The organism is Rossellomorea vietnamensis (assembly GCF_008180415.1).
GTDB lineage: Bacteria > Bacillota > Bacilli > Bacillales > Bacillaceae_B > Rossellomorea > Rossellomorea vietnamensis_C.
The window spans coordinates 175,558-191,934 of sequence record NZ_VTEI01000007.1 but is presented as its reverse complement, the minus strand read 5'-3'; the positions used below and the strand labels follow the sequence as shown (position 1 = coordinate 191,934).

At 39.2% G+C, this 16,377-nt stretch carries 15 protein-coding genes; 11 read left to right on the top strand and 4 right to left on the bottom strand.

Features of this window, described 5'->3' with window-relative positions:
* Positions 1–74 precede the first annotated feature (74 nt).
* The 10 genes from opp3b to pepF all read left to right on the top strand — a co-directional run bounded on the left by opp3b (position 75) and on the right by pepF (position 11,775).
* On the top strand, positions 75–1,004 hold the full coding sequence (gene opp3b / locus FZC78_RS14680) for an oligopeptide ABC transporter permease (protein ID WP_148940659.1): 930 nt from the start codon (positions 75–77) through the stop codon (positions 1,002–1,004).
* Positions 1,004–2,026: an oligopeptide ABC transporter permease gene (opp3C, locus tag FZC78_RS14675; RefSeq protein ID WP_148940657.1), complete on the top strand. Its 1,023-nt coding sequence runs from the start codon at positions 1,004–1,006 to the stop codon at positions 2,024–2,026. The genes opp3b and opp3C overlap by 1 nt, the downstream gene beginning before the upstream one ends.
* A 17-nt stretch (positions 2,027–2,043) precedes the next feature.
* Positions 2,044–3,114, top strand: coding sequence for an ABC transporter ATP-binding protein (locus tag FZC78_RS14670; RefSeq protein ID WP_148940655.1), 1,071 nt, complete (start codon positions 2,044–2,046; stop codon positions 3,112–3,114).
* Positions 3,114–4,049 (top strand): ABC transporter ATP-binding protein, encoded by a 936-nt coding sequence (locus FZC78_RS14665; RefSeq protein ID WP_148940653.1) that lies wholly within the window; start codon positions 3,114–3,116, stop codon positions 4,047–4,049. Before FZC78_RS14670 ends, FZC78_RS14665 begins: the two co-directional genes overlap by 1 nt.
* Positions 4,050–4,256: 207 nt before the next feature.
* Positions 4,257–5,456 (top strand): putative glycoside hydrolase, encoded by a 1,200-nt coding sequence (locus FZC78_RS14660; RefSeq protein WP_252183630.1) that lies wholly within the window; start codon positions 4,257–4,259, stop codon positions 5,454–5,456.
* Positions 5,457–5,863: 407 nt separating this feature from the next.
* A complete protein-coding gene (locus FZC78_RS14655; protein ID WP_148940651.1) occupies positions 5,864–6,436 on the top strand; it encodes a GNAT family N-acetyltransferase in 573 nt (190 codons plus the stop codon).
* A 385-nt stretch (positions 6,437–6,821) separates the two neighbouring features.
* Positions 6,822–7,217, top strand: coding sequence for a transcriptional regulator SpxA (spxA, locus tag FZC78_RS14650; protein WP_113930503.1), 396 nt, complete (start codon positions 6,822–6,824; stop codon positions 7,215–7,217).
* Positions 7,218–7,669: 452 nt separating this feature from the next.
* A complete protein-coding gene (gene mecA / locus FZC78_RS14645) occupies positions 7,670–8,338 on the top strand; it encodes an adaptor protein MecA (RefSeq protein WP_148940650.1) in 669 nt (222 codons plus the stop codon).
* A 385-nt stretch (positions 8,339–8,723) separates the two neighbouring features.
* Positions 8,724–9,836 (top strand): competence protein CoiA, encoded by a 1,113-nt coding sequence (locus FZC78_RS14640; RefSeq protein WP_148940648.1) that lies wholly within the window; start codon positions 8,724–8,726, stop codon positions 9,834–9,836.
* 121 nt (positions 9,837–9,957) lie between these two features.
* Positions 9,958–11,775, top strand: a complete 1,818-nt coding sequence (gene pepF, locus FZC78_RS14635; protein WP_148940646.1) for an oligoendopeptidase F — start codon at positions 9,958–9,960, stop codon at positions 11,773–11,775.
* A 993-nt stretch (positions 11,776–12,768) separates the two neighbouring features.
* On the opposite strand, the gene FZC78_RS14630 is transcribed toward pepF, so the two are convergent.
* From FZC78_RS14630 to FZC78_RS14615, 4 genes are all read right to left on the bottom strand, one after another.
* The gene (locus tag FZC78_RS14630; protein WP_252183629.1) at positions 12,769–13,635 is read right to left on the bottom strand and encodes a ClpXP adapter SpxH family protein; all 867 of its coding nucleotides are present in this window, start codon (positions 13,633–13,635) and stop codon (positions 12,769–12,771) included.
* Positions 13,632–14,030, bottom strand: a complete 399-nt coding sequence (locus FZC78_RS14625; RefSeq protein WP_148940644.1) for a globin — start codon at positions 14,028–14,030, stop codon at positions 13,632–13,634. The genes FZC78_RS14630 and FZC78_RS14625 overlap by 4 nt, the downstream gene beginning before the upstream one ends.
* A 444-nt stretch (positions 14,031–14,474) precedes the next feature.
* The gene (locus tag FZC78_RS14620) at positions 14,475–15,131 is read right to left on the bottom strand and encodes a lytic transglycosylase domain-containing protein (protein WP_148940642.1); all 657 of its coding nucleotides are present in this window, start codon (positions 15,129–15,131) and stop codon (positions 14,475–14,477) included.
* Positions 15,132–15,158: 27 nt separating this feature from the next.
* Positions 15,159–15,737, bottom strand: a complete 579-nt coding sequence (locus FZC78_RS14615; RefSeq protein WP_148940640.1) for a CYTH domain-containing protein — start codon at positions 15,735–15,737, stop codon at positions 15,159–15,161.
* Positions 15,738–15,911: 174 nt separating this feature from the next.
* Here FZC78_RS14615 and FZC78_RS14610 point away from each other — a divergent pair, with 174 nt between their 5' ends.
* Positions 15,912–16,292, top strand: a complete 381-nt coding sequence (locus tag FZC78_RS14610) for a hypothetical protein (protein ID WP_148940638.1) — start codon at positions 15,912–15,914, stop codon at positions 16,290–16,292.
* Positions 16,293–16,377 lie beyond the last annotated feature (85 nt).

The following is a 16,377-nucleotide window of genomic DNA, read 5'->3' as shown; positions in this document are numbered from 1 at the left end:
TAGATTGAAAATTTGTCGAAATAAGATATAATATGTAAGGTAGCCAAAAAAAATAGAAAAAGGGGGGCTAAAGAGTGATCAGATACACTTTAAAAAGACTAGCTTATATGTTTATAACGTTAATTATTATTGCAACAGCCACGTTCTTCCTGATGAAGCTCCTTCCTGGATCACCGCTTTCAAACCAAGAAAAGCTGACACCGGAACAGCAGGAAATCATTTTGGAAAAATACGGTTTGAACGATCCTCTCCCAGTACAATACGTAACTTATATGACAAACTTAGCACAAGGTGATTTAGGTTTGTCATTCCAATACGATAACCGCCCGGTTACAGATATTATCGGTCAGCGTATTGGTCCTTCCGCACAACTTGGATTCCAGGCAATCGTACTAGGAACATTTCTTGGACTGGCTTTGGGGATCATTGCAGCACTAAGACATAATTCGTGGCTCGATTATAGTGCCACATTTATCGCTGTATTAGGTATTTCCATACCGTCCTTCGTTTTTGCCGGCCTAATGCAATATTATATTGGAGTAGAGCTCCAATGGCTGCCGGTAGCATTATGGGGTGGATTTGAATACACCATTATGCCAACGCTTGCATTAACAGTTGGAGTCGTTGCCACAATTGCCCGTTTTATGCGCACTGAAATGCTGGAGGTTTTAGGTTCAGATTATATTCTTCTAGCTAAAGCAAAAGGTATTACAAAAACAGCGACAGTATTAAAGCATGGAGTCAGAAATGCCATGATTCCAATTATCACTATTTTGGGGCCTATGACAGTTGGTATCATGACAGGTACTCTAGTAATAGAGAGAATATTTGCTGTGCCTGGTCTTGGTGAGCAATTCGTTAACTCAATTAACACAAGTGACTACACAGTAATCATGGGTGTAACATTATTCTATAGTGCCTTGTTCATCGGAGTAATTTTCCTTGTGGACATCCTATATGGAATAATTGACCCTCGTATTCGTTTGGCTGGGGGGAAGAAATAATGGATACTAACAATAGAAAAGACCTTAATAACATTAATCCTGACCTTTTCCAACCACGACAAGCAAATGAGTCTGAATCAGAAGTCATCGGAAGGCCCAGCCTAAGTTTTTGGCATGATGCATGGCTTCGCCTTTTCAAAAATAAAGGCGCTATCGTTGGATTGGTCATCATGGTAGTCATAATCTTGATGGCTATTATTGGACCTGGCATGACAGAAATGTCCTATAAAGACCAAAATATTAGACATGCTAAATTGCCGCCTAAAATTGAAGCCCTTTCAGGACTAGGCTGGTTTGATGGATTTGATAAGAATGGTAACAACGTATATGAGCAGCGCCAAGTAGAAGAAACTTACTGGTTCGGTACCGATGATTTGGGCCGTGACCTTTGGACGAGGACTTGGCAGGGAACACGTATTTCCCTATACATCGGAGTCCTTGCTGCCCTTATCGACTTAATCATTGGTATCGCGTATGGCGGAATCTCCGGTTACTATGGCGGCCGAGTAGATGATTTCATGCAGCGTATCATTGAGATACTTGTAGGGATCCCAAATCTCATTGTTGTTATCCTGTTTATCCTCTTATTTGAGCCAGGATTATTCACTATAACAATGGCGATGGTAATTACCGGTTGGACCGGTATGGCCCGTATAGTCCGTGGACAGATCCTGCAGTTGAAAAATCAGGAGTTCGTCCTTGCTTCACGTACATTAGGTGCAACGAGCAACAGGTTGATCTGGAAACACTTGCTTCCTAACGTAATGGGACCTGTTATCATTACCACTATGTTCACAGTCCCAACCGCAATCTTTACTGAAGCATTTCTGAGCTTTATCGGTTTGGGTATTGCAGCACCTCAAGCATCTTTAGGGTCACTAGTAAATGACGGATACAGATCAATTCAATCATATCCTCATATGATGTTGATTCCTTCTGTCGTTATCTCACTAATTATTTTGAGCTTTAACCTGCTTGCTGATGGATTGCGTGATGCACTGGATCCTAAGATGCGTAAATAGTGGAAGGAGTAGAAAATATGAATAGAGTATTAGATGTTAAAGATTTACAAGTCTCCTTCACGACTTACGGGGGAGAAGTTAAAGCCGTGCGCGGAGTCGATTTTCATCTTGACAAAGGTGAAACGCTGGCAATCGTTGGTGAATCTGGTTCAGGTAAGTCAGTAACTACAAAAGCAATCATGAAACTTTTACCTCAACCAGCAGGTTTCATCAAAAGCGGTGAAATTAATTTCGAAGGCAGAGATTTAGCCCAAATTCCTGAAAGAGATATGCAAAAAATCCGCGGAAAAGACATTTCAATGATTTTCCAGGATCCTATGACATCTCTTAATCCTACAATGACAGTCGGCAAGCAGATCATGGAGCCGTTGCTGAAGCATCAGAACATGAGTAAGTCCGATGCTAAAAAACGTACGATTGAATTATTAAAGCTTGTTGGACTGCCGAATCCTGAAGGCCGTTTCAAGCAGTACCCTCATCAATTTTCAGGCGGACAGAGACAGCGTGTTGTAATTGCGATCGCACTTGCTTGCAACCCGAAAATTCTTATTGCTGATGAGCCGACTACTGCATTGGATGTTACCATTCAGGCGCAGATCCTTGAATTGATGAAAGATCTGCAAAATAAAATTGATACATCAATCATCTTCATCACCCATGACCTTGGTGTCGTGGCAAACGTGGCAGACAGGGTAGCTGTTATGTACGGTGGACAAATTGTTGAGTCGGGTACAGTGGATGAGATTTTCTATGATCCAAGGCATCCTTACACTTGGGGACTTGTAGCATCCATGCCTACACTGGACACGGAAACAGGACAGCAGCTTCAGGCGATACCTGGTACTCCTCCTGATTTAATGAATCCTCCTAAAGGGGATGCGTTTGCTCTTAGAAGTGAATATGCCCTGAAGATTGATTTCGAACAAGAACCACCGACTTATAAAGTGTCAGATACACACTTTGTCAAATCTTGGTTGCTGCATCCGAATGCTCCTAAAGTTGAGCCGCCGGAAGCTGTTAAAATAAGACAGCGTACAATGCCTTCCAACTATGATGAGCCGGTATTATTTGAGGAGGTTCGTTCATAATGGCTGAAAAATTACTTGAAATCAAAAATCTAAAGCAATACTTCAATCCTGGGAAACCAAATATGGTTAAGGCAGTTGATGATATCTCTTTTGATATTTATAAAGGAGAAACATTAGGGCTGGTTGGTGAGTCTGGCTGTGGTAAATCCACAACAGGAAGAACAATTATCCGCCTTTATGATGCAACTGACGGACAGGTTTTATTTGAAGGTGAAGATGTCCATGGTAAAAAATCGCGTAAAGATCTTAAAAAGTTCAACCGCAAAATGCAAATGATTTTCCAAGATCCATACGCGTCCCTAAACCCTCGTATGAAGGTCGCGGATCTGATTGCAGAAGGAATTGATATTCACGGATTGGCTGCTTCTTCGGAAGAAAGACTGAAAAAGGTTCATGAACTTTTGGAGACAGTCGGCTTGAATAAGGAACATGCCAACCGTTATCCGCATGAGTTCTCCGGCGGTCAGCGCCAGCGTTTGGGAATTGCCAGAGCTCTTGCAGTTGATCCTGATTTCATCATCGCTGATGAGCCGATTTCTGCTTTGGATGTATCAATCCAAGCCCAGGTCGTTAACTTGATGAAGGATCTTCAGAAAGAAAAAGGATTGACGTACTTGTTTATTGCTCATGACCTTTCAATGGTTAAGTATATCAGTGACAGAATTGGAGTTATGTACTATGGTAAGCTTGTAGAACTTGCTCCTAGCGATGCTCTGTATAAGAATCCGCTTCACCCTTATACTCAATCACTTCTCTCTGCGATTCCATTGCCGGATCCAGACTATGAGCGTTCCCGTAAGCGTAAAACTTACGATCCCGCCGTTCATAACTATACAGAAGATGACCAATTAGAACTTCGTGAAGTTGCTCCTGGACACTTCATTTACTGTTCTGAGAAGGAATTCGCTCAATATAAAGCACAATATAAAAACTAATACTCATAAGACCTCAGAATATTCTGAGGTCTTATTTAGTCTTTCCCTACATAAATCCTGCTAAGTTCATTTCCCTGGAAATTTCGACAATTTCCTGATTAAAATCCTTCCATTTCATGTACTTCCATTGTTAAAATAGGGTATAGAACATAAGAATAGAAGAAGATTATTTTTTATAGAATAATTGTCTAAGAGGAGAGGTTAATATTGAATTTCAGAAATGTACTGACTGCTGTGGGAGTTTCAGCACTTTGTCTCCTTCCGTTCAATACTGCGGGCGCTGAAGAGGAACAGGACTCAAAAGTTCAAGAACATCACACATTGAATTTGGGTTTGAAAGAAAAGGTAATCCCTCAGCAGCTATCTCGTTTTTTTTATGACACTGGCTTGGAATTTACATATCCGGATGCTGTAAGAGGAATCTATGTAACGGGTCATTCAGCTGGCGGAAGCAGGTTTGAGAGCTTGATCGACTTAATGAATAAAACGGATTTGAATTCCATGGTAATCGATATTAAGGATGATTGGGGAAATATCACGTACCAAGATGACCAATCTCAGTACAAAGACATTGGCAAGTCCTATATTAAAGATCCAAGAGCAATGCTTGAAAGATTGGAAGAAGAAGAGATTTATCCTATTGCACGTGTAGTTGTGTTCAAGGACTCTGTGTTGTCTAAGGCTAAACCTGAGTTATCGTACTTAGAGGGTAATGAGGTATGGGCAAATGGAAGCGGGGACTCTTTCGTTAATCCTTTCCTAAAGGAAGTATGGGATTACAACGTAGGCATTGCCATTGAAGCTGCAAAAATGGGTTTTCAAGAGATCCAATTTGACTATGTTCGTTTTCCCGAAGGATTTGAAAAGAGAGATACAGAATTAAAATATAGTATGGGTGAATACGCTGAGATGGATGAAGATAACGTTCAAAAAAGAGTTCATGCTGTTACGGACTTTGTTGCCTATGCCAAAGAACAGCTGAAACCATATGATGTTGATGTATCTGTGGATATATTCGGCTATACGGCAACATTGCCTGAAGCACCAGGAATCGGCCAGAACTTTACAAAGATTTCAGAGCATGTTGATGTCATCTCATCCATGATTTATCCAAGTCATTGGACTTCTTACTTTGGAATAGCAAAACCTGACCTCGAACCGTATAATTTAATTGCTGAATATGCCAAGCTGGAAAACAAGAAATTAGGTGAGTTGGAAAACCCTCCTGTTTCCCGTCCTTGGCTGCAGGATTTCACAGCTTCATGGCTTGGCTCAGGAAATTATAAGCAGTATGGAAAAGCTGAAGTGGAAGCACAAATTAAAGCTCTTCAAGATCAGGGTATTAATGAATATCTACTTTGGAATGCTGGTAATAGCTACACTGAAAGTGCTGATTTTACTCCTTAAACTAATTAGACGGCAGGAAATCCTGCTGTCTTTCTTTTTATTCAAAACAGTTGTTAAGTTCCAGGGAGGTGGCGTGCTTCATTGTAAGAAAGGTAAAGTATATAACGAAGAGAAGGATCAAAGGGATAATAGGAAGAGAAGGAAAGGCAGTACCTGAAGCAGTGCTTCTCATTTGACTTTTGTTCTCAATACGATACAATTAAATTGGTAAGAATACCGCTTAACACCCACTTTTTCCCACTTACGCTTTCGCAACTTCTTGAAAGCACACTAATATCCCAAAAAACAATTAAGGACATAACTTAGCTGCTGTTGTTTAGTAACTTTAAGGGCATAGTATGAATGATTTTAGTATGAAATGATATGGCGACAATAGTTGACTTAATTGAAAAAAAAGGAGTAGATCAATGCATTGGTATGAGAAGTTAAATCAATATTTCCCCGTAGAAGAAATGAAATCCAAGGAACACATGGAAACTCTGCTGAAAGAGCGCAGTGATATTTACCATAAGGATGAAGATGATCTTCATGTTTTGATGTATGCAGAGCTGGAAAAATTCATCTTTATTGATTATCTGTTTGTCTCTTCCAAAGCCAGAGGGCAGGGGTTGGGACATAAGTTGATCGAGAAGCTGAAACAGAAAGGCAAGGCGATCATTTTAGAAGTCGAACCGGTTGATTATGATGATACTGATACCGAAAAACGGTTGAAATTTTATAAAAGAGAAGGATTTGAACACGCTTCGAGCATTGGTTACCGCCGCAGGTCTCTTGCAACGCATGAAATTAATGAGATGGAGATTCTTTATTGGGCACCCGGCAATGAATCAGAAGAACTGGTTTATGAGTCCATGGTAAAAACCTATGAACTGATTCATACCTATAAAGACACAAAATTCTATGGAGCTTCTTACCAGCCCGCTGATGAAGTTTTGAACATTGAAGACGATAGAAATAGGGATATCCTGAAAGATATTTAAATGATTTCGACCTTATTGTTCATAACAATAAGGTTTTTCGTATCTGCAGCTGTTTTTTAGTCAGCTGGAAATCTTTCAATCAAATTTTTTTGCAATGCAAACCATTAGCCACAATCTTTGCGCAAACAAAGCCAACATAATTTTTTTCGTTTTTATGGTTTATATGTTTCATTCACGGGTATATGTTAAGTAACACGATATATTTGTTTAACTTTCGTATTAAAAGTTGACAATTTATTTAAAACTATATTCAACCAAATGTTTTTCATGTATAATACATAATAGAGATTTCTTCTTTAAACTAATTATTAAATGAGAAAGTTAATTAGGGAAAACTCTACTTGTGAATAAAAGTCTTAATAATATAAGGGAGTGTGAATGGTTCATGGTAACTTTGTTCACTTCACCTAGTTGTACATCATGCCGGAAGGCGAAAGCTTGGTTAGAAGATCATGAAATTCCATATAAAGAGAGAAATGTATTCTCGGAACCATTGAGTATTGACGAGATAAAAGAAATTTTGAGAATGACTGAAGATGGTACGGATGAAATCATCTCTACCCGATCCAAGACATTCCAAAAATTGAATGTTGAACTTGACGCTCTGCCTTTGCAGAACCTTTTCGAATTGATTCAGCAAAATCCTGGTTTGCTTCGCAGACCGATCATCATGGATGAAAAGAGACTTCAAGTAGGATATAACGAAGATGAAATTCGTCGTTTTCTGCCTCGAAAAGTGAGGACCTTCCAATTGCTTGAAGCTCAACGCATGGTCAACTAATATATCAAACCATCTCCTTCATGCTCTCGCATGGAGGTTTTTTTATTCAAGGGCATTTCAAGGTTTTAAACTGCTTTTCTAAGGATATTCATTAATATAGGCAGAAACTAAAAACTTGAATTCTCGATGTGTATGAGCTAAAATAACCAAAACACTGGAATGTATATTAGTATCACTTGGAGTGAAAAATAGGCACATTTTTAATTCCAATTCTATATGTTTTATCATAAAATAGGAGTACAAGGTATAAACTAACTCAACATTCATTAGTCAGAAGCTTCTTTTATGGAAAGCTTTTCGGTAGATAGCCCACTAGTTCTGCTGGAGAACGAGAAAAAGCGGTTTTTATATTAAGAACAAGTATCATAGTGAACAGCCTACATCAATTATCAGGGCTAATGCTCAGGGGTGCAGTCCCTTCACCAACATTGAACAGAAGGGAGAGGTGTTTGATGGAGATAGAACGTATAAATGATAACACTGTAAAGTTTTATATTTCATATGGCGATATAGAAGAAAGAGGCTTTGACCGGGAAGAAATATGGTACAACCGGGAACGGAGCGAAGAATTATTTTGGGAAATGATGGATGAAGTTCACCAGGAAGAGAACTTTACTATAGAAGGCCCTTTATGGATTCAGGTACAAGCTCTTGATAAAGGACTTGAAGTCCTGGTGACAAGAGCCCAGGTCACTAAGGATGGACAGAAATTTGAACTGCCGATTCCTGAAGATAAGATCAAGGATCTCCCTGTAGATGAACGGATAGAAGACTTCCTGGATCAGCACTTCCAGATGAAGCAGGATCAAAACGAAGATGAAGGAGCATTGGAATTCACTATAAAATTTAAGGATTTCGAAGATGTTATCTCTTTATCACATAAAATGATCTCTACTGATTATGAACATCTATCCACCAAATTGTTTTCCTTTGAAGGGACATATTATATCCATATTGAATTTTCTGATGAGCAATTCACAGAAGATGAGATCGATAATGTGTTAAGTATAATGCTTGAGTACGGAAATGAATCCAGCCTTACCGTTCATCGTTTGAACGAGTATGGAACAACCGTCATGAATGAGGATGTCTTCCATACGGTTACTAAACATTTCAGTTAATTTTTTGCAGATAATGCGCATTCTCATTTGAGGATGCGTTTTTTTACTAGGCTCTTTTCGTAAACTTTGTTGTATATTGGATACTCATTCCAAAAAAACTAATCATAATTCATCTTAATAACTTGGTGATCATGAAAAGAAATGAGCTGCTTTCCCCGATTAGAGAGAAATCACTTTGTACCCGTGGAAAGATCCGGCTCCTGGAATTTTACCGAAAGCAACAATCTATGCGAAAACAGCCTTTTACTATTTCGCAGCTTTGATTGAGTCAATTTCATCCGTTTTTTCTAACTAAATCTATGATCCTTTAATTAATATTATTGTAAATTAGAAAAAGGAATATGACCCTCCTGCACAGAAGAATATGGTTACAGGAGGTGACTAAATGCTGACCGCATTAAATAAACATAAGCAGTTGATTACATTAATCCGGCATTCAGATGAAGAGGTGGAAGGTTTAAAGGGCAGTAAGTTCTATTGTCCTGTATGTAAGGGCCCCTTAATAATCAAAGCAGGCAAGATTAAGATTCCCCATTTTGCACATGTCTCTAACATAGGCTGTAAAGGCAGCGGTGAACCAGAGACTGTTATTCATCTTAGAGGTAAAAAACTTCTTTTTCATCACTTTTCTTCACTAATTTCGACTGTTGAGCTAGAACATTATCTGCCGTCTGTCCAGCAGAGACCGGATGTTTATATTTTATTGAAGGATAAAAGGTATTCTGTGGAATTTCAATGTGCTGCTATCAGCAGTGCTGATTTTCTGGCCCGAACAATAGGCTATCAAAATGCAGGTATTGAACCAGTGTGGATCCTGGGCAGCAGAATTGTTCAGAAAGGGACGGGTCCACGAATTTCACTAACTCATTCTCAGCAGCACTTTATCCGATACAGTCCTCATGCCGGCTACTGGCTCTCTTACTTCGATACTGAAAATGAAATGATGCACTTTTATTACAACCTTCATCCTCATTCTGCAAAACTCTTTTCTTCAGAAACATTTACTCTTACGCTCACTTCCGTTCCTTTTCCTTTTAAGCTACCTTTAAAAACGAACAACCCTCCTAATAAGTACTTTAAAGCTTCAAATGATTCGTGGATAAAAAATAAACTCATGTATAATAACGGTGTAAATGACCGGTTTTTAAAAGCCCTTTATTTAAACGGCGACCATTTATTGAGCTTACCTGATTATATCGGCATCCCAACAGAACATATGCTTCTTTTCAAAAGCCACCCAATCGAGTGGCAGTACTTTATTTGGTATGATGGATTTAAAAAAAAGCCAGCAGGTTCCAGTTTCTCCTTTGGGGATCTATTGAACAGTTTTCTTAAGAGAATAAGCACTGGTTTCATTCAACGCAGGATTCTCCCCCTTGTAAAGGAAGATCTGCTACTGGAAGCGCTGAAAGAATACTTAATGATTCTTCTTAAAAGAGACATAATAAAGGAGATAAAATCTGAAGTATATTATGTAACAGGAAATCATACTAAATAAAGTTAAAGGGCTTTTTATTGTTTTCATAATGAAAACATCCATTTCTTGCAGGATTTCCTTTTTTATTGGAGAATGTAAGAGGGAAGGATTAATTCGTATAACGAAAGAATGGAGGATACATATGACAAATGAAACAGCTGTAAAGAGTCTTCCGAACCGCAAGGATATCAAGGAAGAATTGACATGGAGACTTGAAGATATTTTTGCTGACGATAAGGTGTGGGAAAAAGAGTACAAAGAGGTACAGGAATTAATAAAAGGTGCCGGTGACTTCAAAGGTTCGCTATCTGAAAGTGCTGATCATCTTTTTAAAGCGTTGAAATTTCAGGATGAAGTTTCCGAGAGAATGGGAAGGCTGTATGCTTATTCTCACATGAGATATGATCAGGATACGACGAATTCCTACTATCAAGGGCTTGATGACAGAGCGAAAACTTTATATACTCAGCTTTCTAGTTCATTTGCTTATCTTGTGCCGGAAATCCTGGCAATTGATGAAGACAGGCTGAACAGCTTCCTGGAGGAAAACAAAGAACTTCATCTTTACAAGCATGCCCTTGAAGAAATCAACCTTCAGCGTCCCCATATTTTATCAGCGGAGCAAGAGGCACTGCTTGCGCAGGCGTCTGAAGTGCTGGGCGCATCAGCGAATACATTTGGAATGCTGAATAATGCTGACATGGAATTTCCGACAATCACAGATGAAAATGGTGAAGAGGTTGAGATTACACATGGCCGCTATATCCGTTTCCTCGAAAGTGATGACCGCCGCGTAAGGGAAGAGGCATTCAAGGCTGTTTATAAAACCTATGGGAAGTTCCAAAATACTTTCTCAAGCACATTAAGCGGTACAGTGAAAAAAGATAACTTCAGCGCAGACGTAAGAAATTATGATTCTGCACGCCATGCTGCACTGTCTGCAAATAATATCCCGGAAACGGTTTATGAGAATCTTGTCAAAACCGTAAATGATAATCTGCACCTTCTTCATCGTTATATCAAGCTGAGGAAAAAGGTATTGGGACTGGAAAAGCTCCACATGTATGATTTATACACTCCTCTTGTTAAAGAAGTAAAAATGGAAATCCCTTACGAAGAAGCTAAGAACATGATTCTTAATGGCCTTACGCCGCTTGGCGAAGAATACATGAACGTCTTGAAAGAGGGCTTTGAAAACCGCTGGGTAGATGTAGTAGAGAACAAAGGAAAGAGAAGCGGGGCCTATTCTTCAGGAACATATGGCACGAATCCTTATATCCTTATGAACTGGCAGGACAACGTCAATAACCTTTTCACACTTGCGCATGAGTTCGGACATAGTGTGCACAGTTATTACACGAGGAAGGCCCAGCCATATCCATACGGCAATTATTCGATCTTTGTTGCTGAGGTGGCGTCTACTTGTAATGAAGCGCTATTAAATAATTATCTAGTGAATAATATCGATGATGAGAAAAAACGTTTGTACCTTCTTAATCACTATCTGGAAGGATTCAGAGGGACTGTTTTCCGTCAAACAATGTTTGCTGAATTTGAACATATCATCCACAAGAAGGCCCAAGAAGGCGAAGCTTTGACTGCAGAGATGCTTTCAAAGGAATACTATGAATTGAATAAGAAGTATTTCGGGGAAGAAGACATTGAGATTGACGAAGAAATCGGTCTTGAATGGGCACGTATCCCGCACTTCTATTACAATTATTATGTGTATCAGTATGCGACAGGCTTCAGTGCGGCGACTGCATTGAGCAAGCAGATTTTGGAGGAAGGACAGCCGGCAGTGGAAAGATACATTGAATTCCTTAAGTCCGGAAGTTCTGATTATCCGATCGAAGTATTAAAAAAAGCTGGAGTCGACATGACTGTTTCACAGCCAATCGAAGAAGCGATGAAGGTATTTGAAGAAAACCTTAATGAAATGGAAAAGATGCTTTCTTAAGCGTCTTGTTCACCAGACAAAACTAAAAGGCAGCCATGATAATTACATCATGGCTGCCTTTTTGATCTTTTTAATCCATTGAGCTGCAAGGATTGCTTTGGTTGATTGAAAACTGTATCTTAATTAATTGTTAGTCTTAAAAAACGCAGCCTGGGTCGGTCAGAAGCCTCTGAATCTTTTTCGATTATTAATATACTGCATAAGCAGCAGGAGCGATAGGAAGAGCAATGGAGAGGTCACATAAATGGGGTAAAGATACATTAACCCAAAAATATTAAGGATAAATGACAGGAGTATAAACGAGATCAATAAGATGAACGTGAGATTGGGTCTCATAGTAATGATCCTCCTTAAAAGAATATCTATAAATTATATGAGGAATATCGCTGAAAATACGTGCTGTCTTCACTGAGTATTTAAAAATGATGAGTGGATGTACGTGCTTCTTTCGCATAAGTCTACTTAAACCTGAGTTTTCCTGGATATGAGATCATTTTTTTCTCTTTTCGCAAACTTTGCTGCTATTTCATATTAATTATCAAAAACTAACCATAATTGAAGGGTATAATAACCGGCTCTTAGGATGTTTCCGAAAGCAGCACTGTATGCGAATACAGCCTTTTTTAAACGCCTTTCACAAAGAATATGTCTGCTTTAAATCAAATGAATTTCCCTCCAGCTTCACGGCTTCAAGGGGCAGGTCACAGGAGCCCGATTGCCAGCCGTCCCAATCCTCGGGAGTAAAGTATAGGAAAATTAAACTATATGACAATATTGTGAAATAATAAACAAACATCTTGCACATACAAGTTCCCTCATGCTATATTAAGTACAAGAAGTTGATCACAACAAACATATACCCCTTTGTTTGACCGTGAAAAATTTCTCCCATCCCCTTTGTTTGTATTAGAAAACCCGTTGTCCTCGGACAACGGGTTTTCTTTTTATTCTTATTTCAATATATCTTATCAGAAGATATATTCAATATTTTAATTAAGAAGAGAGATACCTCCAGAACGTTCCGTGTTTGACAGAGACTTTCTCAACTTTCTTTTGGAGAATCCACTTCTTCATATTCTTTTCAACTTGAAGCATACTCATGTCATATACTACTGAAATTTCTTTAGTGGCAACCATTTGGTAGTATTCCAGAAAATGTTCCAACGGCGGCAGAGGCTGTGGTTCCGGGATACTGGAAAGCATTTCTTCCAATATTTGAACATACACCTCATAGGAGTACATTCCGGTCACTTTTATTCCTTCATCTTCAATGTTTTCATTAAAAAAGACAAGGGTCGGTATTTCTTCAACATCCATTTCAGCTGTAATTCTTAAATCGCATTGAAGGGCTTTAGCAGCTGATTCAGAATGGATGTCGCTTTGGAATTCCTTTAAGTCAAGCTTGCTGTTAGAGGCTATGCCGGTCAGAACTTCGAGATTGGATACGTCTTGTTTTCCAAGAAAAAGAGTTTCCTGCAGTTTTCTGAAAAAACGGATCCCTGCATGCCTTCCCTGCAATTCTGCAGCTTTAATGGCGATGGAAGCCAAATATGGAGAATCAATAGGGTTTTCATACCATAGATTTCCGTCGCAGGACATTCCAGACCGGCTTGCGGTCTTTTCCCATTGGGTTGCGATGTTTTCCTGCTTCTTTTTATTGGACAAATTCAGAGAGGTCAATTTTCCGCTCAAAACATTCTTGATCCTGAAATACTGTCCATACTGGATCTGCAGCTTTTTAAGAATAGGTTCCAATGCCCAGCACTCAGGGCAAAGAGGGTCGATGAACATATATATTTCTAAAGGCTTTTTATCAGGCTTGCATCCTTGAATGGCTTTTTTATTATTCAGGCTGCTCAATTTTCTTCACCTAGCAGGTTGTCCGGTGAGTTCACCATATGCCTGGCTGTCAGCACAAGCCGGGAAAAGAATTCTTCTCGGAAATGACCCTCAAGACCGATTTCATCCATGGACTCACTCATGCACTTCAACCATGCTTTTGCTCTTGTTGGTGTTATTTCAAAAGGTAAATGTCTGGCGCGCATCATTGGATGGCCGTGTTCTTCCGTATATAAAGGTGGTCCGCCCAAATATTGGGTAAGGAACTGCTTTTGTTTTCTGGCAGTTTCAGACAGGTCGTTTGGAAATATCGGAATTAAATCAGGATGGTTCCCTACTCTTGCATAAAAAGCATCTACAAGCATTGAGAGCTTTTCTTCGCCAATTGTTTCATACGGCGTCTTATGTTTCTCCATAAGTAGACTCCTTTTTGCATTGATTGTTTGTTTTATTTTAGCAATCGCTGAAAGATATCTCAAACAAATAGCATTCATAATACTCAATTTTGATTAGTATCTGCCAATGCAGGAGTAACATTCCCTGTGCAGAATGGTGATTTCAGCCCTCAAGTAAGAATCTATATATTGTTTGCTTTCGGAAAAATCTCAAGAGCCGGATTTTTCCCCGTATACTAAGAGTTTTAACTCTAAACGGGTAAGAGCAGCTCTTTTCTTTTCGGTTTTGCCAGATTTTATCTTCGTAATACAGGTTATTTTTTTTTGAAATTAGTATTAAATAGCAACAAAGTTTACGAAAAGTGCCTTTTAAAAAGCTGTTTTCGCATATATTGTTCCTATGGAATAGTGGACAAAGTTCAAAAAAACAGCCCACATAGACTGTGAGCTGAAAAATGGTCATAATCAAGTGTAATACCTTTGAGATACTTTTTGTACATATTGCATCGTTTCTTTAAAGGGAGGGATCCCATTATATTTATCAACGTTCCCAGGTCCAGCGTTATAAGCGGCAAGCGCCAATTCGAGGCGGCCGTTATATTTGTCCATCATTTGCTTAAGGTATTTAGTGCCGGCAAAAACATTTTGCTCAGGATCAAATATATCTGTAACTCCAAGCCCTCGGGCGGTGGCAGGCATGAGCTGCATTAACCCTGAAGCACCTGCATGGCTGACAGCATCCGGTTTGAAATTGGATTCCTGGCTGATAACAGATGAGATTAATTTAACAGGCAGGTTGTATTTTTGGGCAGCCCTGCTGATAATTTGCTGTATCGAACTGTCAGGTGCTTTGCTTGTCGACACGGATGCTGCATTCGAGATATAAGAAGCTGCATTTTTAGTGACAAGACTATTTCCGTTTGAAAACAGAGGAATCATTTGGCTGACAGATCCCAGCTTTGAAAGCTGAGGCTGCATTGATTGGCTGGCAAGGGTTTCAGTGAGCATTTGCTGAAATAAGGAAGAATCGGAGCCAGAAACCGGCTGGCCAGATTTTGAATTTGAATTGAGCCCCTGCAATGCTTGTAATTCCATCATTGTTTTTAATGCTTGCACGTTCATTGCTATGTGTCTCCTTTATATGAACTGTCAGTCTGAAATTACAGCTCTTAAAAATCTTTTTATTTTATTATCGGCATGTCGAATCGGAATGTTCATGGTCTTGAGAAAATCAAAGAATTTTTCTTGTCCTGATTCTCTATCGTTCACTTCATATTCTAACTCAAAATCTTCATTGTTTAAATAAAAACTGTAATCAAGTACCATTAATCCATCTTTATACCGGGACTCCGCCCTCTTGGTGGACAGGGTTCCAAAGTGAAGGAATTTTTTTGTTTCTATGCCCAGTTTTTTCAAAGCAGACTCTACCTCTCCTGGGGGAATAAAACCTTCAGCGAGCATCTTGCTGGACTCATGCTCCGTAATTGTCTGGTTGGTTTCCAGCAGCCCTCCATCAGCAGGCTGTTTCAAGGTGAATTCAAATTTACCATTCTTTTCTCTGATGCGGAGAGCACACTGCTTCTCTCTCAAATCATTGGCAAGGGTATCAAAGTAATGATTTTTTTGCAGGGTGAAGTCTTTATCTGTAAAGGAGAAATGTTTCTTGATGCAATTAAATTCTCCTTGAGTGAGCATGTTTTTAAATTCTATTTCAAGTTCTTCCGGCATAGTATTCTTCCTTTCCAAGTTTAATGGGATATTTCTTTTTCTTTCAATTACAGGGTTCCTGCTTACATATAACATTATCTCCTTCTCTCCGGGTTACTTCAATCTTTAGATAGTTGAGGAGATATTGTGTTAAAATAGGAGGCATAAAGCAGTGAAAGGAGCACCACACTTCATATGAGAAAAAATATATATTTAACGAAAGCTGAACTTCTTGAAGATTCATTACTATTACATAGCAGCGAAAAATCCAGTGAACAAAATTTACAGCCTGCCGGTCAGGTAATTGTCGACTCAGAAAATTATTCATTTGTGTATTTGGCGGAATCTGACGATGATTATGTACTGCTTCACATTCAAGAAGGGTGCTGGCCCGCGTTGAAGGAAGGGATCAAGCAGAATATCAAAGTAGTTGCAGACCTCGGGGAGACAAGCTTCGAATTAGAAGGGCTTTACCATGAACTGGACTTCCTGATTGAAAACATAGAAGGCAACAGCAATTATGGAGATGAGATGGTTGAAAAAGTAGAATCGATTTTTTTAGAAAAAGCGGAGTAGGTTAGAATATAAGCGATGGCGTATCTAACTGCCTAAGCTGAAAGAGCCTTTCTAAAAGGCTGTTTTCGCATAGATTGTTGCTTTC

Coding starts and splice junctions, on each gene's coding strand:
- FZC78_RS14670 (WP_148940655.1), top strand. CDS start 2,044: ATGAATAGAGTATTAGATGTTAAAGATTTACAAGTCTCCTTCACGACT.
- pepF (WP_148940646.1), top strand. CDS start 9,958: ATGACAAATGAAACAGCTGTAAAGAGTCTTCCGAACCGCAAGGATATC.
- mecA (WP_148940650.1), top strand. CDS start 7,670: ATGGAGATAGAACGTATAAATGATAACACTGTAAAGTTTTATATTTCA.
- spxA (WP_113930503.1), top strand. CDS start 6,822: ATGGTAACTTTGTTCACTTCACCTAGTTGTACATCATGCCGGAAGGCG.
- opp3C (WP_148940657.1), top strand. CDS start 1,004: ATGGATACTAACAATAGAAAAGACCTTAATAACATTAATCCTGACCTT.
- FZC78_RS14640 (WP_148940648.1), top strand. CDS start 8,724: ATGCTGACCGCATTAAATAAACATAAGCAGTTGATTACATTAATCCGG.
- FZC78_RS14655 (WP_148940651.1), top strand. CDS start 5,864: ATGCATTGGTATGAGAAGTTAAATCAATATTTCCCCGTAGAAGAAATG.
- FZC78_RS14625 (WP_148940644.1), bottom strand. CDS start 14,030: ATGGAGAAACATAAGACGCCGTATGAAACAATTGGCGAAGAAAAGCTC.
- FZC78_RS14620 (WP_148940642.1), bottom strand. CDS start 15,131: ATGAACGTGCAAGCATTAAAAACAATGATGGAATTACAAGCATTGCAG.
- FZC78_RS14610 (WP_148940638.1), top strand. CDS start 15,912: ATGAGAAAAAATATATATTTAACGAAAGCTGAACTTCTTGAAGATTCA.
- FZC78_RS14665 (WP_148940653.1), top strand. CDS start 3,114: ATGGCTGAAAAATTACTTGAAATCAAAAATCTAAAGCAATACTTCAAT.
- FZC78_RS14615 (WP_148940640.1), bottom strand. CDS start 15,737: ATGCCGGAAGAACTTGAAATAGAATTTAAAAACATGCTCACTCAAGGA.